This window comes from Marinicella sediminis, assembly GCF_002000055.1.
GTDB lineage: Bacteria > Pseudomonadota > Gammaproteobacteria > Xanthomonadales > Marinicellaceae > Marinicella > Marinicella sediminis.
On the sequence record NZ_MVBD01000017.1, the window covers coordinates 1 to 24,268 of the forward strand.

Consider the following 24,268-nt stretch of genomic DNA (forward strand, 5'->3'; position numbering starts at 1 on the left):
AGGGCTGTGACCATGATCGGCGATCGGTCAAGGCAAACTGCCACCAAGTCACCGGCGCCTATGCCCCTGGCTTGCAAATAAAGAGCCAACTGACGGCTGGCCAGCTCCAACTCACCATAAGAGATGACCTTGCCTTCATGCAACAAAGCGGGGGCACCGGGGGTACTTTGAGCCTGACTTTCAAACAGTTGATGCAAACACCGATCTGCAGCCAATTCAACTCCGGTGTCGTTGAATGCAATCAACAACTGATCTTTTTCGATTTGACTGAAATAATCATAGGCATGAAGGGGTTTGTCTGTGCTTGATAAGACGTTGTCCAACAACACACAAAAATGTCCATACAGTTGCTGAATGTAGGCTTCTGAAAAACAGTTCTTATTGTATTTCAGATTGATTTGGTAATGATCGCTGTGCTCCAGCACCTCTAATTCCAGTTCCCGCTCACCCTGTTGCACAATGCCTTCAACTGGTTTGACACCCATGGTTGCATAAGTGTCTTCGGCTAAACCCGCGTCTTGTATGAAATTCTGGAATACGAACGTCACTTGAAACAACGGTTCACTGTTTGCTTGATTGGGTTTGAGGTCTTTAATGATTGCTGGCAATGGGTAATTGGCATGATAGAGCCCATCGACCATGGTAGCTTGAACCTGGCGAATGAAATCAATCAATGGTGCATTGGCATCAGCCGTCAGACGCAAAGGGATCACATTGACAAAGTAACCAAATTCCGTCTGGAATTTTGGGTCCGTGCGGCCCATTGAGGGCATCCCATAAATGATTTCATTTTGGCCTGAATAATGGCTTAATAAAACATGAAATGTGGTCAAAAAGAGTACAGACGGTTGGGTGGTGTGATCCTTGGTAAATTGTTTGATCAATGCAAACTGGTCTTGGGACAATGTCTGGGTTAAAACACCTGCATCTACCTGACTGGTATTGAGGGCTTTTCTGTCCGGAATAATCGTCAAACCGGGTAAGGAACCTGACAGTTGCTTTTGCCAATAACTTTGATGAGACCGCCCTTCATCAGAAGCCAATAGCTGGCTTTCCCACTGGGCAAATTGGGCATATCCATTGACCACATCAATGGTGGGTTGGGATTGTCCGGAGCGGTGGGCCAAATAAAATTCAAACAGTGATTTGAGCAAGATCAACGAAGAAGTCCCATCAATGATGGCATGGTGAATCACCACCAGAAATACATCCGCGTCATCAAACCGATGCAAACTAGCCCGATAAAGCGGACCTGTGACCATGTCAAAAGTTTCTTGAAATGCGGCCTCTAATGTTTGCTGTTTTTGCTCAGCGGTCAAGCCTGGATGCTGCAGCACATTGATTGATTGTTTCAAGTTGGTTTTGTGGCTGAAAAACAATCGATTTTCTTGTTCCTCGACACAAGTACACAACAAAGGGTATTTTTCCAGGACTGACAACCACGCGCTGTGTAACGCATCAAGGTCAGGTTCGGCATTGAACTCAAAGCACAATGGCACATTGTAAGCGGTCATTTCAGGTGCCCGTTGTTGTACCACAAACAAACCCTGCGCACCAATTGACATGGGGAAGTGTTGCACCACTTCACCAGTCAGTTCGGCATGGTCTGATGGTTGTGCCAAACCAGCAGAGCCGAGCAATTCCATCAGCTTGGGTTTGTATTTAATGATGTCCTCTTTGATGCTGGGCGTAATCGCCCCTTTTGCAGCAAAACAATTCAGTTGATCACCTTCAACTGACAACCTGATGCCTTTATTGACCAAAACAGTGAGAAAATCATGGAGTTCTTTCATTGCCTCATCCCCTTAAAAAGTTAATTTTTGAGTTGAGTCTTGGTCAGTGTCTTCACCGGCCTTAAGCATTTCCAACATGTCTTCCAACTGTTGAGGATTGCTTTGCTCAGTTGTCTGGCTTTCTTGGTTTTGCATGTGATCACCTAAGTAAAATGGTCTTTTTGGTCGCGGCATGGGTTGTAGAACAAAGGCATCAGAAGGCGCTCCCCTGGTATCCGATGATTCTGGTATTTTGAACACCCGCAACTGTTCCAATTGTTTTTCAAATTGCGCACCCAAATGATTTGAGAATGCCTCAATCGTCACATGTTCAAACAAGATACTTGGCAGAATATCAACGCCCAATAAATGATTGAGTTCTTTGATCAACGCAGCCAACCCCATTGAAGACACACCCAATTCAACATAATTCAGGTTTGTGGCCACCTGTTCGGTGGGGGTTTTCAATAAACCTGCAATGAATTGTGTGACAAATACCCGGGCTTTTTCCTCAACGGTCATCACCAACTCACTGCTTGCTTCAACCACTGAATCGTTGTGCTCTGGATGGTGAAAGATGTAGCCGGTGTTTTGAGGTTGTCGGTCTGCCTGTTTGAATTGCAGTTGTTCAATGACCATCAATATATGTCCCTGAGCATCAAGGATGTTGACATTCACAGCACCTGAATCAACGTGTTCAATCATCACATACTGTGGTGCACCTGCGGTCATCAGGAGGTGCAATGACGCAAAACCCACGGCAATTACCGCTGGGTAATCTTCAGTCGGTTTTTCGCGGAGCAACAATGCACGGGCAGGTATGACAATGGCAGCTAAATCAATGGCTGCCAGGCCATCAATCACGTTGCTTTCATCAGACCGGCATAACTCAACAACAACCCGTTCCCCATGATGGTAAAAACTGTTTTCAAAGGCGATATGTTCAACAACAGCTTGTGCTTTGAATTCAGTCACATCAAAAGTCAATGGCTGAAGTTCCCCTGCGGCCAAATCAACATAACTTTGCAAACAGACTGCCACTTCATCGGTTGTTTTACGGCACAGTTCCACACCCATTTGGTTTTTGCTTAAGGGCAGCAAAGAGACTTCAAAGTGACTGCTGTCTTCCACAACCACAGGTTGCTGTGCCCAGGCAGTGTTGGTCAAGTGCAAAACAAAACTGGCTTGTTTATCAGGCATGGAGGCTTTGATTGCCAGCAACGCCATTGCCAGTTGTGTGCTGGGTAAAATAATCGCCTGATCACCTTGTTTTTGCACAAACCGATTTGATTGACTGATTTGGGATGTGAATCGCAATTGACTCAAATCCGACTGGTTTTGTTGCAACAACGGATGAATGACTGATCTGCTGTCTGCCTGACCATTGTTTTTAGCGGCCAGTTGTGCTGCCTTGAGGGGCTCAGTTGCAACCCAAAAACGGCTCCGCTCAAATGGATAAGTCGGCAATGGAACCCGCCTGGCGGTGTTGCCATACAATCGGCTGTAATTCAGTTGATAGCCTTTGACAAACAAGTCACCAAGGGTGCTCAGTTGTTCCAGATAAACCCCTTCATCAGGCTCGCCAGGCTGCACCACATGGGCTTCGCATTGCTCAATACAGTAATTACCAAAGTTCTTCAGGGCAACCTGCTCTTTAACGGTAAAGCCATCTACCACCCCTGCAAATACAAACCCTGACTCACGCGTGTCCAGCCAACCTTTCAGCTGTAACCTCAGTTCCTCTGCACTTCTGGACACACAGGCCAGTCGATGCTTGAATGTGCTTCGACCAGACAACAATGTATGGCCAATGTCCAGCAAGGAAAAATCTTGACCAGTCTCAAGCCAGGCAATCATGTCAGTGATCTTTTGTTGCAACTGTTGCGCCGTTCTGGCACTGAACACAATCAGGTTACCAAGGGTTTGGTCAATGGTGCCTGGCCGCTTCCCGGGCTCTTCAAGGATGATGTGTGCATTGGTTCCACTGAAACCAAAAGCACTGGCAGCCGCACGACGAGGCTGGTCATTTTCCGTAGTCCATTCTTTGAGTTGGGTGTTCACATAGAATGGTGACAGGTCCTGGCCCTCGGTTTCGTAAGCCGGCTCTAGATGAGGTGTAGGTGGAAGTTGTTTGTTTTTCATGGCCAACAACAATTTCAGTACTCCGGCAACCCCAGCTGAACCCACCGTGTGACCAATGTTCATTTTGACTGAACCCAGCGCATGAGTTGGACCGTTTTGGGCCTTGTTGTCAAAAACGCGTTTCAATGCCAGGTGTTCAATGGAATCACCAAAAGCCGTACCTGTTCCGTGTGCTTCAAGGAGTTGCACTGAAGCCGGATCAATTTCAAATCGCTCATACACCGATTCAAGCAATTCGATCTGGGCTTTTGCGTTGGGCGCAATGATGCCATTGGAACTGCCGTCCTGGTTGATGCCACTGCCAATGATGGTGCCATGGATGTAATCACCATCTCGTTGTGCGTCAGACAGTCTTTTGAGGACCAGTACACCGGCGCCTTCACCCGGGACAAAACCATCACCCTGGGGGTCAAATGAGCGACACGAACCCGTCCCTGATAACATGCTGGCACGGTTAGCGACCTGGAAAAAGCGTGGCGTTGGTTGCAGGAAAATACCACCAGCCAGTGCCATTTCAGTTTCTCTGATCCACAAACCCTGACATGCCAGGTGGATGGTCACCAAAGAACTTGAACAAGCTGTGTCAATTGCAATTGTGGGTCCACGCAGATCTAATTCATAAGCAATCCTGGTAGGAATCATCGATTCGGAATTGCCCCAAAATGATTGGGCAGGCGGTTCTGAAGTGATTAAACTGTCATAATGTGAACCACCACAACCCACATAGACACCGCATTGTTTACCACCGATTTTATCTGTGGCATATCCGGCATTTTCCAGGGCTTTCCAGGACTCCTCCAGGAAGATCCGTTGTTGAGGGTCCATGTAAGTGGCTTCTTCAGGTGATATCCTGAAGAACTCAGCATCAAATTGATCGATGCCATTAATAAAACTGCCTCGTGTGCAATAATCTTCGGCATTGATCTGCGATCCCGCACACTCGGCCTGAGGCCATCTGGTCACTTCATCAACCAACTCCCTGCCTTGTTGTATGTGGTCCCAAAACTCATCCAGTGAATCGGCCTGAGAGAAACGGCCGCTCATTCCTATCACGGCAATCGGTTCAATTTCAGCCTGACTCAGCGTTGCGTGCTGCTCAGCTTGTACCTCCCTTTGACTGGGATTCCAGAAACGGGATTCCTGGTTCACAAGATCCAAGCGGGTTGAAGGTTCAACCGAATTGTTTTGTGGCTGCCCGACCAGGGCTGGTTGAGTACCCTCCGGTGCTTGTTGCCCAGAAACCACCGCGTGGTTTTTATTGATGTGTTGCGCCAATGACTCAACATTGCTGTGTTCAAACAACACCACCGTTTCTAAATCAATGTGTAATGCTGAGTTGATGTCACGAATCAAGCTGACTCCAATGATTGAATCAACGCCATACTCTGCAAACGGTGTTTTGTTTTGGATGATTCCTGGTTCAATTTTCAAGGCGCTGGAAAGGCTTTGTTTGATCACATTCTGGATTTCTGACAAGCCCATTTGGCTGCTTTGTTGAGTCGTTCGCTGAGCGGTTTGTTCGACCACTTGCGCATCAACAGCTGCCGTTTCATCTGATGCCTGGTGTGCCAAGGTTCCAGCGTAATTCTGCGTGACATACGCTGCCAGTGACTCAACGTTGCTGTGTTCAAACAACACCACCGTTTCTAATTCAATGTGCAACGCTTCATTGATGTCTCGAATCAAGCTGACACCAATGATTGAATCCACACCGTAGTCTGCAAACGGTGTTTTGTTTTGGATGATTCCTGGCTCAATTTTAAGCGCAGCTGATAGTTTTTGTTTGATCACATCTTGGATCTGTGTGTTCATGATGTCCTCTGAATCGAATGAGGTTGTGTCTTGAGTTTGTTTGACAGTGGGTTGGCCTTCAACATGTTCAATCGGCTGGTTTTGCCGCGGTGCTTGCGACGGAATTGGGTATGGCTCAGACTCCTTTTCATTACCATTGACCTGGCGGGTCAGGCCATCGCTTTGTGCGACGATGATTTGTTGACCCAATGAGTCGGCGATTTTGGCAGGGAATTGAACCGCATGAAAACCTTCATCAAACAATACATTTTGCCAGGTTTTTGAGTTCAGTCCTGGGTTGCCAGGGATGCGCAACTCACCATCTTCATACAACCACCAACCTTCAAGCAAACCAAAGGTAAGGTGACCAAACAGTGTCCAGGTACCTATTTCATTGATCAGTAAAACCCCTTCTTTAGCCAGTATCGCTTTGCTGTTGCGGATGGTTTCCCGGATGTTTGGGGTCGCATGCAACACATTGGTTGCAATGACTATGTCGTAATCTGCAAATTGAGTCGCTTGTTGATTCAATGGTTTTGAAACATCAAACATACTGGTTTTTAAGTATGGCATTTGAGGTGCATATTGCTGTTCTGCATACAGCAAAAATGCTTTGGAAATATCGGTGTAACAGTATTCATCAATGCGGTCTTTGTAGCCATCAAGCAATGGGATCAGCTGTGATGTGGTGCCACCAGTTCCTGCGCCCACTTCGAGAATCCGGATTTTGTGCTGGGGCGCGGTTGTTTGTAAATGGTCCAGCTGAGCTTTGAGTGCTTCTTTCAGGACCCGGTTATAAAAATCTGCCACCACGTTGTCTTTGTAGATCCCTTCAACCAATGCCATGGATGAACCAGGGAACATGACTTCTGTGGCCAGCTTACGTCCCTGTAATACCTCAGGCAATGATTTCAGGCAGGTTTCCAACAGGGTGATTTGGGCTTTTCTGTTGGGGTTTGTTGACCACCTGGCTGTGGCTGCATGCCACTGATTCCACAGCGTTTCTGTTGAAATGGTCGCGTCAGCAGAAGTCAAATCGTGGTTGTGTAAATAAGTCAGCGTGCTGTGTAACCATTCACGATAGAATTCCGGGACATCAGCATCCATGTTTGCCTTGGTATCGGGCTGTTCAAGATCGACACCTGAGTGACGCAAAATCGACGCCAGTAACTGCCCGGCCAACTCATCCAGCTCACTGCTGTTGTATTCGTTCTCCAACGCCTTCAGTTCATCGGGTGGCAGGTTCGCTGTTTCAAGTTGACTCATGTCAACCACTTGAGTCGAGGTAAATTGCCTGGCTGGCGCCAAAGTTTCTTTTACAGACAAGTTCTTCAATGCTTTTGTGCCCAGGGTTTTGATCAGTCCCAACTGATCAAACGGTCCTTCCATCAATTGTTGCAATGCCTCAAGGCCTTCCTCTGATTCGATGGAGCCAATACCCGCACCTTCCATGATTTTTCGATAACCCTCGTTACCCACAATACCAATGTTCCCCCAGTAGCCCCAATTGATGACTTTTGTGACCCATTTGTTTGATGCAGAAATGGCCGATGCGAAAGCATCTTTGAAGGTACAACCTGCTGAATAATTAGACTGGCCAGGCGTCTTAAAGAAAGAAATGATGGAAGAAAAGAACAACATGAAATCCAATTCACAATCCCGGAATACTGATTGCAGGTTTACGCTGGTATCAACCTTGGCCCGCAAGGTTTTGGTAAACGCCTCATCGCTCATCTGGGCAATGCTTTGATCTTTCAAAACAATCGCAGAATGAACCACACCATTGATTTGGGGATGAATTTTTTGCAATTCTGATGCCATTGATTTCAGCGAGTTCAAATCAGTTGCATCGGCTTGAAAATATAAGGGTTGATTGCCTTTTTCACCCAATAATTCACACTTGGCTTTGATTTCAGCATTGAATTCGCTTCTGCCAATCCACACTATTTTTGCATCGTATTGCTCAATCAAGTGACTGCTCAACAATTCGCCCAAGCCACCAGCACCACCCAGGATCACATAAACGCCGCCCGCTTTGTATACCGGCTTAAACTCTTTGCCCAGTTCAACCTGACCCAGACCCATGCGGTACCATTGACCATTGCGGTGAGCCAGCGGATTGCCCATTGGGTCAAATGGTTGAGACAAACATGATTTGGCCTGGGTTGTGTGCAAAGACTCAATGTCCAACAACCTGATGTCCCAATGCGGGCACTCCTTGGCCAGGCTACCTACAAAGCCAATCACACCACTGTGGCAAGGATTGATAGATTGCCTTTGGGTGACGAGTACAGCTCCCTGGGTGATGATGGTTAATTTCAGCGGCTGGCTGCCTTTTTTGTCGTTGATCAATGCCCGGGTCAATTTAAACAAAGCAATGACACCGCGTTCCTGTTCCTCGATCATGGCCTGGAAATCTTCTGCGCTTTGGGCTTCCTGCTGGACATCAGGAGCCACCCAAACCAGTTCGTCAAATTTGGCGCTGGTGATCCTGTCAACTTCTTCACTCGTCGGCGCCGTCACCCACCGGGACTTTTGGATGTGCCCGAAGTCTTCACGCAACCACTGTTCCTGGTCTGCTGTGGAACAAACCAGGTATACACCCTCTGCAGGGGTGACCGCTGGTTGGCTTTCTGGTGATTGAGGCAGAACTTCCCATACTGGAGCCAATGCATTCAATTGCTCGCCAACCACGGTTGGCTCAACGGCGCCTGAAGGCAATGGTTTACCAAAAATTTTACCAAAATTACTCCGATCAAAAGGTTTTGATAAGAAGTTTTTCATCCTCACCAATACGACCCCGTCGTGATCCAACAGCGTGACTGTCACCCGGTGATCACCTTGGCTTGATGACGCATTTTCATCTGACCAGGTGACATACCCATAATGCAGTTCAGTCAATGGACCATAAATTTGAATTTCTTCCACAGAAAATGGCAGGTTCAGTGCCTTATCGATTTGATTAAGTTTCAACAAACCCATCGAGGTATGTAAAGAACCGTCCATCAATGCAGGGTGCAGCAAATAATCGTCTGCCCCTTGCTGCAAATGAGCGGGTAATTGAAGGACTGATAAAGCCTCAGTTTGAGAGGCGTGAATGGTTTGAACAATCTGGAACCCTTTGTCCAATTCCAATCCTGAATTGTGAAGCAATGAGTACAAACCGGGTGCATCATAAGCCAATTCAGTACAGCGGGATTGAATCGCTTTGATATCAAGTTGCTGTCTGGGGTGGGCGTGTTGATCAAAAGACAGCGCGCCTTTGCTCAACACCGTGTTTTCACCCGCTTTGAAGTGTGTCACATCAAAACCAACCTGCATTTTTCCAGGGTGCATGGTGATTGCTAATTGACCACTGTCATTATCATCATGAATGTAGGGTTTAAACCAAACTAAATCGCGGATGGTCGTCACCTGAGAACCGACGGATAACTCACCCGCCTTACGGGCCATTTCCATGTAGGCGACACCTGGCAGGATTTTCTTCCCGTCAACCACATGCTCAGTCAAGAAAAACTCCTGTCCATTCAACATGGTGGCAAATTTTTGTGCTGTAAGGGTTGATACATTCATGTGAACCAACGGGTGTATGGTACTTAACTCCTCACCATGGTGACCGGCTTTGCCTTTTCCAGCATTGGACTCGTTGATGATCCAGTGTCGGTTGCGTTCAAATGGGTATGTGACCACTGAGAGTCGTTGTGGCTTTTTGGCTCCATACAATAGCGTCCAATCGATGGCCGAATCAGACACCCAAGCCGCGGCAATGGCAGACCAGTCCTGACTGGCCATTTTATCAAGTTGAAATTCCCGGACTTCTGTTTTGTCTGGTCCCTGCAAAGCCGGTCCGCTGATGTTCGTGAATACGTCAGGGTGATCTGTGTTTCCTTGTGCCACATCTCCCAATTTATCAACGAGATCAGTTTGATTGGTCGCCACCACACATAATTTATGAATCATGGTGTCTCGCCCGACTTGTAATGTGTATGCAAGACCATTCATGTCAACGGTGTTCTTATGCAAAAATCGCAAGAGTTTATGCACATATGTCTTGAGGCTGGTTTCCGTTTTGGCTGACAGTGGGATGACAAACAGATCATGCTCATTAGCCACTGGCATCACTTCAGGTGGCAAGTACTCTTCCAGTAAAATATGAGCATTGGCGCCACCGAACCCAAAAGAGCTCACCCCACCCCTTCTTGGTAAATCTTTACCGTTGCTGTCTTTTGCCGGAATCCAGGGCTGTGTTTCTTTGACAATATAAAAAGGTGTTCCAGTCAAATCTATGTATGGGTTCACTTCCTGCACATGCAAAGAGGCAGGTATTTGTTTGTTTTGGATGGACAAAACCAGCTTCAAAATCCCTGCAATGCCTGCCGCGGTTTCCAGGTGACCTATGTTGGTTTTCACCGAACCAATGCCACAATGCGGGGCTGCTGGTTGTTCAGTGCCAGCGCGCTTGTACAACTCATTGAAAGTCCGTTTCAATCCTTGGATCTCAATGGGGTCACCCAAACTGGTGCCGGTGCCATGACACTCAATGTATCCGATGGTGGACGGATCCACGTGCGCTTTTTCATACACATCAATCAGCAACTCTGATTGGGCATTGGGATTGGGGGCTGTCAAAGCGTTGGCCTTACCACCATGATTTTCACCGGTCGCTTTGATGACTGCATAGATTGGGTTGCCATCTGCTTCGGCCTGGCTCAATGGTTTCAGGAATATGGCTCCCACACCCTCGCCCCTCACATAACCATCTGCGCGGCTGTCAAATGTTTTGCATTTGCCATCAGGGCTGAGCATGCCTGCTTTACCAAACGTGATGAAGCCAGATGGTGAGGCCATGACCTGAACACCACCGGCAATGGCCATGTCACAACTGCCACAATGAATGGACTCAAGGGCCCGGTGAATCGCCACCAATGAACTTGAGCAAGCAGTGTCCAAAGGCGCACTTGGCCCATGGACGTCTAACAAATAGGAAACCCGGTTTACCAACACGGAATGTGAATTCCCGGTTGATGTGTACGCCTCGATACCAATGTCATTGGTGGCCATGATGTCCACATAATCATTCGTGGCAACCCCCACAAACAAACCGGTTTTGGTACCGGAAAGGTCAGCAATTTTATGCCCGGAATCTTCAACCGCAGCCCACACGCATTCTAAAAACAGACGCTGTTGAGGATCCATGAATTCGGCTTCATGAGGTGATATACCGAAAAACAAGGAATCAAACTTGTCAATTTCCTTCATGAATCCGCCCCATTTTGAGTTGGATTTATTGTCCTCTTTTAACGGGTCGCCATAATAATCTTCCCAGTTCCAGCGGTCTCTGGGAATCTCAGTAATCATGTTGACGGCATTGGCCAGGTTATCCCAGTATTCATCCAGATTTTCTGATTGTGGCATGGACCCGCTGATGCCGACGATGGCGATGGGTTGATCGGTGAAGCGATTGGCCAATGAAACAGTTTGTTGTTCACTGGTTGTTTCAACCCCTGCAGGCCATTTGCTTTGTATATCCAGTAACGTTGATGGATTTTGGACCTCTTGCAAAGGAATCGGTTTTGCCGCAGTGGCTTTTTCCCGGGATGAACTGGCACCACTTGTTGAGTGAACTTTACTGACGGCTTCCTGATGTTCTTCTGTCAAACATGTGGTCACATCATCAATAGATGGATATTCGAAAAACAGCACAGGGGTTACGTTCAATGCGTAATGCTCATTGATTAAATTGGCAAAACTGGTTAACCCGATCGAATCAAAACCAAGGTCAAGTAAAATGGCATCTGATGAAATGTCACTTTCGTCTAATTTCAGGAAGTCCATCACCATTTGAGTGAGTTGTTTTTTGACCAACTGACTCAATTCTGAATTCGCTTCAGCAGGCTCTGCTGCCGCTGTTCGTTTGTCATTGGAGGATTCGGATTCCTCACTTAAAACGGGTGTTGTGTCTACCTGTTCAGTGAAACCAAAAACCTGTTCAACTTTTTCCCGCTCACCTTCCATGATTGCAATTTGCGGGTACCCCGAAGCAATGCCACCCAACAGGGCTGACAGCCCCGTTTTCACGGAAAGTGGCACAATGCCCAGGTTATTTTTGAAGAACACCGCAGTCGCTTCATCAATTTGCATACCACCTTCAGCCCAGATGGACCAATTGAAACTCAAGGTATTCCCACAGCGCATGTCTGACTCGGTGAGCCGCTGGCGCTTGTGCGCAAAAGCATCCATGTAACTGTTTGCAAACGCATAATCGCATTGGCCCGCATTGCCGCCAACTGCAGACATGGAAGAGCACATCACAAAAAAGTTCAGGTTATCTTCCCGGGAATGTTGATCCAAGTGAACAGCACCCAACAACTTTGGTGCCAAAACAGCATAAAAATCTTCGCTGTTTTTATCCCGAATATAAGCATCCCTCAGACAACCAGCGGCATGGATAATGCCATCAAAATGGCCAAACCGCTCCCTGCCACGGGCCAATGCATTGGCCACTTCCTCACCATCGGTGATGTCTGTGCTGATGTATTCAACCTGACCACCCAAATGGGTCAATGCGGTCAGTTTTTCTTCCAATTGTGCTGACATGGATGAGCGACCCAATAGCACCAGATTGGCTTGGTATTCACGGGCCAGGTGTTCAGCAAATATCAATCCCAGACCGCCTGCTCCACCACTGATTAGATATGTACCTCGGTGTTTGATTGGTGCTGCCAAGCTGTCATCATTTCCGGCAAAAACCGGTTTGGTGGTTGCCAGGGTTCGTTTGATGTATCGGTCCTCGCCCTGGTAGCGCACCACTTCTACTTGGTGAGCATTGATGGCAAACTCCTGAAACATCAACTCCCAGGACCGGCCTGCGGTTTGTTGGTCGCCGATGAGCTCAACCGTTTTACATGAAAATTTATGACCTTCTTGTTTTAAGGTATTGGCAAATCCGCTGACTGCAGCATGCAGTGGAAAATGGCCAGGTTCTGACGAATGATACGCATAAATGATTTGAACCTTATCCTTGATGTTACCCGCCAATAATGCCTGACTGAGGTGCATTAAGGCAAAGATTCCAGTGTTCAATGCCGGCTTGAGCAGAGCAGCGTCTGCCAATTGAGACTCATTTTTTGGTAATGAATGAGCACCCCAGGTGAAACAAATGTTTTGAATGGTGTGCCCTTTTTGCTGTAAATCACCGACCAATTGCACAAAATCTGCAGGGTTTTCTGGGTTGAGGCCATACAACCCGTTGCTTTTCACCTCAAATTGTTCACTTTGATGGACACGAATTACCTGTTGATCAGATGCAGATATTCCTGAAAAGGGATGATCAACGTCCTCAAACAACAGTACCGTGTCGACGGTGTTAGGCAAATGCACAGGCAATGGCGTTGATTCCCATTGAGGTGCATAAGACAATGGCACGACCCCTTTTTCGTTGGGCTTTTCATGGACTTCTGTCAATGGCACACCGACACATTCACGCACTTTCACCAACACTTTCCCAGTGCCGTCAGCAATCACAACGTTCATTTTCGACAGATTTGACTTGCTCTTTTTGGCTTCTTTCACTGCCGTGACGTAGCTGTAACACTCTTCAGTCAATGGATGTAGTACTTCCACTTCGCCAATGGTATAAGGGACAAACAGCTCATCCACATCATCACCAATGGCCGCTGCCATAGCGACTTGTAATGAACCATCCATGAGCGAGGGGTGCAGAACAAAGGATTTCAAATCCAGGACGCGCGCAGCTGGCAATACCAGGCGGCCAAGTGCTTCGTCGTCATTTTTATACACTTCTTGAAGGACTTGAAAACTTGGACCAAGATAAAGCCCAAGGTCTTTGAACAATGGGTAAGCATCTTTACCTTCAATGGTGAAGGTGGTTCTTTTTTTGATGGCCTGGATGTCAATGTACTCATCCTGAGCAGCTGTATCCTCGGGTGTTTGATAACTCACCCTACCCTGTGAATAGAGTTGCTTGTGATGGTCTTCTCCTTCGCTGAATGTTTCAAAATGAACCTGGCCATTTTGTATCTTCAATTCAGTTTTGGCGATGGTTGGCTGATGATCCTGTACAGTCAATGGGCTGACCCAAAGGATGTTTTGAATCTTCTGTACTTTACGACCCAGTGCCAACTCGGCAGTGCTTCGGGCCAAGTCCAGATAAGCAACGCCAGGGAGCGTCGGGATGGCAGAAACCAAATGATCGTAAATGTAAAATTGATCATCCATAAAGGTTTTCTTAAAAACCTGCCTTTCAAACGTAGACTCATTCACATCAATCATTGGATGAATGAACGCACCTGCGCTGGCCGTTTGAGTGGGCTCTGCTTCTTCTGGCCAATGGCGTTTGTCAGCAAATGGATAGGTGGGCAGAGAGACGGTAATACCCTTAATTAAATCACGAAACCCCTGCCAGTCCTGCAAGAATCCTTCCGCCCACAGTTGTGCCAACTTGAATGGGTCATACTTGTCGTAAAGCATCTGTGCAAAAGATTGTTGTTCGGTACCATCCAAAACTCCGGATATACCTTGCGTTGACTTAACCACACCGCTGATGATGAAAGGCGAGGCTTCATCTGCCAGTAATAATCCAAGTCTTTCAGCCAACTCATTGATGTCTGATGCCAGTACCACTGCCCGGTGATCAAATGATTTTCGGCGCAGCTGCAAGGTGTAAGCCACGTTATTGGGGTCTGTGCCGTTCTGATTCTCCACATGCTGTTTCAGGCGCCTGGCCACATCCTTGAGTTGTGGCTCACTCCTGGCAGAGATCGGGAACACGTACAAATCCCTGTCATCACTGAGATCCACTGGCAAGTCTGTTGCCTGGTAACTTTCTACAATGATGTGTGCATTGGCACCACCGGCACCAAAAGAACTGATGCCTGCCCTCAGGGGATATGTGATGCCATCTATTTCTTTGGGCAACCATGACTCAGCTTGTTGTTGAACAACAAAGGGCGTACTTTCAAATTCGATGAATTCATTCAATGTTGATGAGTGCAGCGAAGGCACCAGGGTTTGGTGACGCATTTGTAGCAGCACTTTACAAACACCAACGATACCGGCGGCGGCTTCTAAATGGCCGATGTTGCTTTTAACTGAGCCGACAGAACAACTTTGTTGCTCCACATTGTAATCAGCAAATGCTTGAGTTAAACCGGTGATTTCTATGGGGTCACCCAATTCTGTTCCCGTGCCATGAGCCTCAATGTAGCCGATGGTTCTGGCGTCCACACCACCCCTTTTTAAGGCATCCAGGACCAGTCCACTTTGCGCCTTGGGGTTAGGCACAGTATAGCCACCACTGCGCCCACCATGATTGACCACAACACTTTTGATCACGCCATGGATGTTGTCATTGTCTTGTTCAGCCTGGGCCAATGGTTTGAGATAGATGGCACCAATGCCTTCACCTGCCACATAACCATTGGCACCTTCACCAAAACTCCGGCAATAACCGTCTTCCGACATGGTGCCACCTGACACCAGGATTTCTTGTTTGCTCTGATGTAAATCCAGGTTCACCCCACCAGCAATCGCACTGGTGCATTCTCCATTCAGGATGCCTTCCACAGCCAAATAAATGGAAGTCAGACTTGATGAACAGGCCGTATCGATGGTCATGCTGGGACCAGAAAGGTTCATCCAATATGACACACGGTTAGCAATACTCCACAAAAAAGAGTTGGGGTTAACGGTGTTGTTGTGGGCTTTTTCATCAACTCCGATCATTTGGAACATGGCCCACACAGCCCCCACATACACACCCACCTTGTGAGGACCTTCTCCTTCACCCAGTATCTCAGGGTAGTAGCCCGCATCCTCAATGGCTTCGTATGCCACCTCAAGAAACAAACGCTCCTGAGGGTCCAGCATTTCCGCTTCTCTTGGAGAAATGTTGAAAAACAGAGAATCAAATTTGTCGATGTCGCTGACAAACCCACCGCGGTAATTTAATGGCCTGGCAGACTTTAACCTCTTTTTCACCCGCTCCATAGGCAGGTCAGTGATGCAGTCTTTTCCATTGAGTAAATTGTCCCAAAGTGCAGCCAGGTTATCTGCTTTCGGATACCTGCCAGCCACCCCTACCACAGCGATGTCGTTGGAATTAGTGCCCCTATTATCGACCGGTCTCACCTCAATTGCCTGGCTGATGTTTTGGTTTGTTGTTTGCGGTTCTGGTCTTTGTTTGACCGGTTCTGATATAAGCTGATCCTCCCCAGAGCCGGCAACCTGATGATACTTAACCAGGAGGTATTGCTTATTCCCTGGCTGATACTCTGCGTTATGTTGCTCATTGAGCGTTATTTCCGGGATGGTGTCCAGCTGCTGAGAAAACTGCATCAAGGCATCAACAATTTGCTGCACCGAATCTGCCGACAGCCCCACAGGAATGGCCAAACGCACCAAGCCCTTCAAACGCGAATGTTTTTGCATGCCGACACTGTGGCTACCGGCGCGAATACCGGTCTTTAAAAACAACCAGGCCAAGAATGACTCTACAGGGTAGGCAAAATTTTGTAATTCAGGTATCTGTTTGACATCCACGATAATGCAATGACCACCCGTGGTATGTTGAACTGGGAAATTGTGTTCTTTCAGGGCCGCTGAAATTTGTACAACCGCATCCATTCTGGCAGCCACAAGCGACTCAATTCTGGATCGACTGTGTAAGGCGGCGGCAATCAGTTTTTTGTCTATCACGTCCAAACCACAGCCTTTGGCATCTGTCAGTTTGGTCAATTGATGCCACAATGATTGATCATTGGTTGCAATCAGTCCACCTGTATTGACCCCAAAATCTTTGGCCAAACTCACTGTGATGGCGTCGGCACAGCGCAATATTTCATGCACAGTGTTCCACAAATCAGTTTTTTCTCCTGCTTTTTGCGCGTCAACGAAAATTGCATTTTCAATGATTCGGGTGGCATCCATAACCAATGGCACCTCGTGTTCAGTTAAAAAGGCCTTCACCGTTTTCAACTCGTCCAATGACACAGGTAAACCACCGGATGCGTTGTTGCTGACTTCGATGACCACAAAGGCAATGTCATCCTCAGCGTCCAACACCTGCGCTTTCAGTGCAGGTACATCCACACCGCCGGCAAACAACACATTGGAACCGGTTTCAAAAACATGTGGGTGAGGTATTTCAACTGGATTCAAACCATGTTGGATCTCTGAAAACACCCAGGTTGGGAACAATAAATTCTGTAAAACCTTCGCCGTACCCTGCCAGGCTTCACAAAGCACGGATTCTGCAGTCCGCCCTGACTCAGTCAAAACAAAATAAGAAAATGGAAATATTTTTTTCAGTGTTGCTGTCAGGTCATTCGACCGGTGCAGTTGCTGATAAAGTACTTGCATGTGGTCTTCAGTGACTGAAGGATCAAGCTGAGCCCAGGAATCTGTGCTCAAGTCAATGGGCACGTCTTTACTGTTCACGGCAAGGGGATTGAAGTGATGACATGAGAGCAATTCTGCCCGCCCATCAAAGGCACCCGATTGCAGGTGGTTCACGGCATTGATTTGTGGTGCTGTTTTTGGGGCACTTTGTATTGCCGGCTCTACCTGTGATGAACCCTCTTCATGACTGGCTTGTGATGTCGTCAAGGTTTGCATTCTTTTGGGGTCTGCAATCATCATTACAACATCGATGGCGCTTTCGCTGTTTTGGTTTGTGGCTTCTCTGCACAGGTATATGGTGTTGTTTTCCGGCCTGAATTTATTCTTAAACTGCAGATTTCCGATGTCATTGAAGATATTCTGTTCCCTGAGGTTATCCAACAAACCATCAACATCATCGTCTTTGTTGTCTGGCTCTTCCAGCTTGGGTCCCAAGGTGGCGCCCAGGCTGAGTAAGTCACAACCTTCACCAATCAAGACGTCAATGATCTCAACGATGGTGTACTCCAATCCACCCAATGGCATGTCTTGTGGATAAAATTCCAAATCCATCAAGTAACCGTTCAGTTTTTTTGAAAGTGGTGAAATGATCACAACATTTTGTAAATCACCATTGATGCGGGTGGTGAAAATCCTGTGCTGTTTATCCAACGTGCCGTCCAATATTTCCTGCCTTGCTACGTGAACCAACGGATTAACTTGCGTTCTGGTCGAGCACCATTGATCTATCACATCAACAATTTGTTGGGCTATCTGCTCATTCGAGCCAACAATGAACTCTTCGGTTTGACACTCACCGGCTTTTTCAAATTTATTGACCAAATACCGTAAACGGCGCATTTTTCCGCCTTGCAAAGAAAATTGTTGCAAGCCGTGTACCCGTTGCAGGGCGCCAAAAGGTGTGGCTGTTACGTTGGTGCTACCAATCTGCCTCAGGTGTTGGTTCACCAACAGGTTGAATTCCAGGTTTTGCTTTCTGCTGTAAACAAGAAATTCGTTCACTATGGTCTCAAAGTAAGAGTCCGGACCTGTGTATGCATAAGCCAAAACAAGTTGTCCATACTGACTGAAGTGGATGTAGCCCTGACGATCAGCACCAATGAACAGTTGCGGCGCAATGATTCGGGTGCCACGCGATACAGATGACTCACCCTTGTGTTCATCGTAGATCGATTGAACCAATGGGCCCAGGTGTTCATCGGCAAGCGCCAAACGTTCTGAGATCACAATGGGTTGCATCAATTCAGATTGACGATTGATTGGCTTTGCAACGGATGATGGTGCTTCACTGGATATTTTGGCTGCACTGTTTGCTGGCTTATTTGAAGCAAATTTTTCCAGCAAAACCGCTTCATGATTCTCCACAAAATACTGACTTAAATCATTGATGTCAAAATTTTCAAACAACAATGTTTTTGACAGTTTTCCAAAGACATCCTCTAACTTTTTGATGATTTTCAAAACATAAAAAGAATCAATACCCAGTTCCAGAAAAGGTGTGCCAGAATCAAGCTGTTCAGTGGGAATTGAAGACACTTCCGAAATGATTGATTTCAAAAGATTGTCGGTGGCTGTGCGTAGTTTTTGCTTTTTCATTGTAAGCTCTGAATATTGAGTATATGCTCCCAGTGCGTGGGGGCATGGCAGTAATGTATTTCACGTAAAAAACTGTGTGAAAGTATGGTTAAGGTCAACCTGTGATGTGTGGCTGCCTCGTGCTTTGACTGGCACTGGGTGACAACCACAACATGCATCACAAACCTTCAGTATTTTTCTGTCAAATGGCGGTAGCTTTTGGAATACAAATGGAAAAGTAATGACGAAGTAACCAACAGGAAGATCGCCATCAAATACCAATGCAGCTCAAATAAATAATAGAGGAACAGCACAGAAGTCACTGGTAACAGCAGAGCGAAACCCAATGCCGGTTTGTAGTTGAACAACAAACTGACCGCCCCAAGTAACTGGATAAACTTCATCAAAGCCCAAAAATAGGTGGTTTGAATTAAGCCCGTAAAAAACGCATCATCTGGTTTGGGGGCCATTTCCATGTCTAAAAAGAGGTACATGCCCCCATCAATGGCTCCAATCAAATAAAACAACCCCAATAAATACCTTGCAATAACTTGAAATACCTTTAGTTTCATAACCTCAACTTCCCAAATAAAAATTTTCATTCAAGTCAAAACAACCCTACTCAATGATTGCCGAAAGCAACAACAACCCCAACAAAAACTGATGGAGTTGTTTTGATCAATGGCTACTTGACCTATCCGAATCTAACTGTTATTCACCACGCAAAATGTCTGCTGGCTCTAAGCGGACCACTTTTCGCGTAGGCCAGTAGGTGGCGAACATCACGGCTGTGCTGATGATCAGCACCAGACAGACTGCGATGATTAACAGCGATGACCCATCGATACCGAACAACTGCGACATCCCAAAACCCATGGCACAACCAACCAGCAAACCAGGAATGCCACCCCATAACAGGTGCTTGAAACCTAACCAAAGCAGCTCCCTGGTGATGCGATCATCACTGGCTCCCAAAGCCTTCTTCACGCCAATTTCCTGCGCTTTGGCGTTGACCGTGTTGGACATCACACCATAAATTCCACTGGCAGAAAGCACCACAGCAGCAATTCCAAAAATAAGAAAAATGGCACTGCCGAAGCGCAAAGGTGCAATGTTCCGACTGACCGTCTCATCGTAGGTTTCAATGCTGAAAGCAGGCAGATCAGGATCCAGCGACAGCATCACCTGACGCAATGCATCTGTGACTTGTTTTTCCCCAGCCTGCATGCCCATCGCTATATTCAGTTGGGTTCCAGGATCTTGCGAATAGGGCCTGAACATGGTGGGCGGCTTGCCAACATCATCCACTGGAGATCCTTGAATCGTGTGCTCTACCACACCAACAATCTGCAACCAGTTAGGCTGGGAGTCATCTGACTCAACCACCCTCACCCGCTGCCCCAAAGGATCTTCATCTTTGAAGTGTCGGGCAACAAAGCTTTCAGTCACAACGACACTGTTTTTGCCTAATCCTTTGTCACTGGAATCAAAATACCTGCCTTGCAGCAGAGAAACCCCTAAATTCTGCAGGGTGCCAACCGTCGCCGTGATGTAATTAACCCGCGGATACGACGTGTTGTCTGTATCACTGTATTCTCTGTTTTCCAGAGCGATGTTTTTCCTGTCACTGTAATTACCCGGCAACGCTGATGAAATCATCACCCCATCAATTTCGGGCCGGTTCTTTAAATTGGCTTCCAGGGATTGTACAAATTGAACTTTTTGCTCATCAGTGGCGTATTTCGACTCTGTCAGGATCAAATCACTGACCAACTTGCCAGAGGTATCCGCACCGTAGTCTGCTTCCGTGGCTTTGTAAGTGGCAAAAGAGATCACTGCTGCCGCAATCAACACAGCCATTGAGATAAAAATTTCACCAATGACCAGTAATTTATTTATCCTGCCGGTTTTTTTACTCGTGGCTCCCCTTGTTCCATCACGTAAAACGGCATTGAAGTCACCACCCGTGTTTTTGAGTGCAGGAATCAACCCGGTCAGTACAACCGTGAGAACAACAAACATCACCAACAACAAGATGGTGAATCCATCTATGCCAAACACCCACCAAAATGGCGGTTTGTCAATTGAGAAAGATGCGGTTGCAGACTCGGTCAAACTCAAGCCCAGACTGATCAACCCAAGCGCCGCCAGCCCCGCCACCAGGCAAATCAGTACGCTTTCCAACATCAACTGTCCCACCAGGCGGTACTTAGGAGCTCCGAGTGCCACACGAATGGCCGTCTCTTTGCTGCGTTCGATGGCCCTGGCAAGCATTAAATTCGCCACATTCACTGAGGCCAGAATCAAGATCAATATCGCCACAATGTGCATTGAATAAACAACCGTTAAACCATCACCAACCACTGCCATTTGAAAAGTGTCAACGTATGCACTGATTCCTGTGTTGGTCTTGGGATACCGCTCGCTCAATCTTTGCATCACAGTATTGATGTCAAGATTGATTTGTTCTACTGACGCAGAATCATCCAACCGTGCAAGTCCATACACATGTTCTGCCTGGTTGCGATTGACCGTGCTGCGGTTTTGCTTCAATGGCAACCAGAGCTCAGCCCTGACTGGGAAAGAATAGCCTTTTGGCATCACTCCTATGATTTGGTGTGGCGTGCCATTGATTTTCAGGCTTTCACCAATCACCGAATCGGCGCCAGCAAAGCGGTTTTCCCACAAATCATGGCTGATCACTACAACGGCCTCAGAATTCGGCTGATTTTCAACATCATTGAATCCCCGACCCAAAGCTGGCTTAGTGCGGGTGACCTGAAATATGTTGGGTTCTGCCAAGGTGGCGCTGTATCTTCTGACCCCATCGCGGCCAGATACATTCACACTCTTGCTGGTGTAGCCACCAAACTCAGTCAACCCCTGTAGATTTGTACTGATTTCATGATAGTCACTGAGGTTTAGTTGATCACCCGTTTTGAAGCCGCCTTCCGAAGCACTGATCTGAACAATCTTGCTGCCATTTTCAAATGGCAAATCCTTGAATAACATGGTATTCAGGAATGAGAACATGTATACGCTCAAGCCAATTCCTGTGGCCATCACGAGGATGGTCAACAGGCTGAACCCTGGTTTCTTAAGCAGCAACCTTAAGGTGTATTTAATATCACTGAGAACCATCAGCTTTGAGCCCTCTGTGGCATCGTCACAGTGTTGCTGGTTGGTTTATCGCCCACAACCTTGCCATCAAACAATTCGATGATTCTTTGGGCTTTGCTGGCTGACCTTGGATCGTGGGTCACCATACAGATGGTGGCACCATCTGCGTGTAACTTATCCAGCAAGTCCATCACCGCGTCGGCATTTTTTGAGTCCAGGTTACCGGTTGGCTCATCCGCCAACACGATGGCTGGCTTACCTGCAATGGCTCTGGCCACGGCAACCCTTTGTTGCTGTCCACCTGACAGTTGTGAGGGGTAGTGTTTTGCCCTGGGTGTCATGTCCACTTTCGCCAAAGCTTCGGCCACCATTTGTTGACGCTGCTCTTTATTCAAGTCATCTCGGTAAGTGAGCGGCAATTCAACATTTTCTTCAACGCTCAAATCACTGATCAGGTTAAATGCCTGAAAGACAAAACCAATTTTCTGATTACGAATGCGCGCACGATCTGCTTTTGAGATGCCTGTCACTTCATGACCAGCCAGCGTGTACTGACCTTCACTCATCACATCAAGCAAGCCCAATAAAGATAACAAGGTTGACTTACCACAACCGGAGGGGCCAGATATCGACACGTATTCACCCTCGTTGATGGTCAGGTCAATGTTGTTCAAGGCATAAGTTTCAACCTCATCCGTTCTGAAGACTTTTTTAACGCCTTGCAATTTAATTAAAGCTTTACTCACAAATTAATACCTCATTATCTAAATCATTTAATTGATACGAAACTTGTCATAACCATCAAAGCGTGACGGGTCGGACACGATGATTTTGTCACCTTGTCTGAGTCCGTTTTCAACCTGTATTTGATTCACAGAACCCAGGCCCCATTCCACCTGTATACGCTCAGCCAAACCGGACTCCATCAATTTATAAACGGATGAAGCACTGAGGCTTTGGGAAAACAAAGGGCGCTGGACAAACAGCGTTTGTTCTATTTCAGCAATTTTAATTTCACCATCAACACTCATGTCAGGGCGAACATCAGATGGCAATGGGTCGGTGAAGCTGACATCAACTTTCACATTACCATTGATGACTGCTGGGTCAATTCTGGAAATGATGCCAAAAAACTCACTGTTCCTGGTGTCTATGAGAACTTTTTGCCCAATGACGACTTCTCTGATTTGTATTTCAGGTATTTGCAGCTCTGCAATCAAAGAATCTTGTTGAGCCAGCTTCGCTACGTTGGCTCCAACATTGACACGCTCACCGATTTCTAATGGCACATCAAGAACAATGCTGTCAAAACTGGCCCTGACTTCAAGGTCCCTTACCTGTCTTTTGATGCGGTCAAGACGCTTCTTTGTTTGCTCAAGGTTGGCCAAGCGCATTTTGGCTTGCGCCTTATTGTTTTCACGCATTTTTTCGACCAGTTTAGTACTCGCCACCCAGCGCTGTTCTGCTTGTTCCATAACAACCCGGGAACGCTGAAAATCGAGCTCTGAAACAGCGCCTGTTTTGACCAGTTTCTTACGGGCTTCATACTCTGTGACCGTCCTTTCAAATTCCAGCTTGTTATTGTCAGCGGTATTTTCTTGAGAGATCATGGCTGTTTCGTCAGCAATCTTACCGGCATTGACCTCTTCCATCATGGCTTCTAATTCCCATTCAGTTTCAGCCTGGAGATCCTTGATTTCCTGATTGTGTAACTCAATGATCAAGTCGCCTTTTTTAACCACATCTCCGGCTTTCACCAGGTTGCGCTCCACCTTTCCTTCTACTCCTGCAGACAACCAACGAATGTTGTCGGGCACAAGCACGCCTGAACCGCGAACCATGACCGTAAATTTGCCTGATTTCACCTCAGCCACAGTCAGGCTTTCTTCATCTACAGAAAAATCAGACTGGCCTAAAAAGACCAGATATTTGACAATAAAGAACAAGATCACTGCTGATACAGCAACGTAAATGTACTTCTTGTAACTCGCCGATTTCTTCGGGCTTAACTCAATATCCATGGTTTAGTAGTGTCAAAAATGAGTGGGTGTGATGAATCATAAAATTCGGTTAACTTTGTCTTGCACATGGTTTATATTTTTATATTACAATCATGTGTTTAGGCATGTTTTGTACCCTTTTTTTCGAATCCGCATAAGTAAAGCAAACATTGGCTCAGATACCGCGGGAAAAGAAGGCCCTCTTGAACACAACTTGCGCATCAATTTATCCTTTTACAGTACTGACTTCGAGGCTGATGTGCAGTGTTTTTGTGTAGTATAGTATAATATAGCATGGGTTTATACCACAAATATTATGCTGCAATCGCAACATCATTGGGATTTGCTTATCAGCCCTCATTTTTTCTCCTCAATTACTGCAAATTGCTGATTTTTTCCTGACAAAAGCCTCTTCCGGCCTCCACTTAACACGACTGAGCTGAGGGTTTC

At 46.9% G+C, this 24,268-nt stretch carries 6 protein-coding genes; all 6 read right to left on the reverse strand.

All coding sequences use genetic code 11. The annotated features are described in order from the left end of the window. A partial coding sequence (locus tag B0475_RS16355) for a condensation domain-containing protein (RefSeq protein ID WP_157893034.1) occupies nucleotides 1-1,793 on the reverse strand: 1,793 nt, incomplete at its 3' end. 12 nt (nucleotides 1,794-1,805) lie between these two features. Continuing rightward, entirely contained in the window at nucleotides 1,806-18,719 is a 16,914-nt protein-coding gene (locus B0475_RS17535; protein ID WP_109862419.1) for an SDR family NAD(P)-dependent oxidoreductase, read from the reverse strand. 167 nt (nucleotides 18,720-18,886) lie between these two features. Beyond that, on the reverse strand, nucleotides 18,887-19,270 hold the full coding sequence (locus B0475_RS16435) for a hypothetical protein (protein ID WP_157893035.1): 384 nt from the start codon (nucleotides 19,268-19,270) through the stop codon (nucleotides 18,887-18,889). A 139-nt stretch (nucleotides 19,271-19,409) separates the two neighbouring features. Further along, on the reverse strand, nucleotides 19,410-21,839 hold the full coding sequence (locus B0475_RS16440; protein ID WP_077412971.1) for an ABC transporter permease: 2,430 nt from the start codon (nucleotides 21,837-21,839) through the stop codon (nucleotides 19,410-19,412). Beyond that, nucleotides 21,839-22,564, reverse strand: coding sequence for an ABC transporter ATP-binding protein (locus B0475_RS16445; RefSeq protein ID WP_077412972.1), 726 nt, complete (start codon nucleotides 22,562-22,564; stop codon nucleotides 21,839-21,841). Before B0475_RS16445 ends, B0475_RS16440 begins: the two co-directional genes overlap by 1 nt. Nucleotides 22,565-22,591: 27 nt before the next feature. Then, complete coding sequence (locus tag B0475_RS16450) at nucleotides 22,592-23,839, reverse strand: efflux RND transporter periplasmic adaptor subunit (protein ID WP_077412974.1); 1,248 nt, start codon at nucleotides 23,837-23,839, stop codon at nucleotides 22,592-22,594. Nucleotides 23,840-24,268 lie beyond the last annotated feature (429 nt).

Bases quoted from the DNA above. Each gene is read 5' to 3' on its own strand.
- B0475_RS16435 (WP_157893035.1), bottom strand. From the start codon at position 19,270: ATGAAACTAAAGGTATTTCAAGTTATTGCAAGGTATTTATTGGGGTTG.
- B0475_RS16450 (WP_077412974.1), bottom strand. From the start codon at position 23,839: ATGGATATTGAGTTAAGCCCGAAGAAATCGGCGAGTTACAAGAAGTAC.
- B0475_RS16440 (WP_077412971.1), bottom strand. From the start codon at position 21,839: ATGGTTCTCAGTGATATTAAATACACCTTAAGGTTGCTGCTTAAGAAA.
- B0475_RS17535 (WP_109862419.1), bottom strand. From the start codon at position 18,719: ATGAAAAAGCAAAAACTACGCACAGCCACCGACAATCTTTTGAAATCA.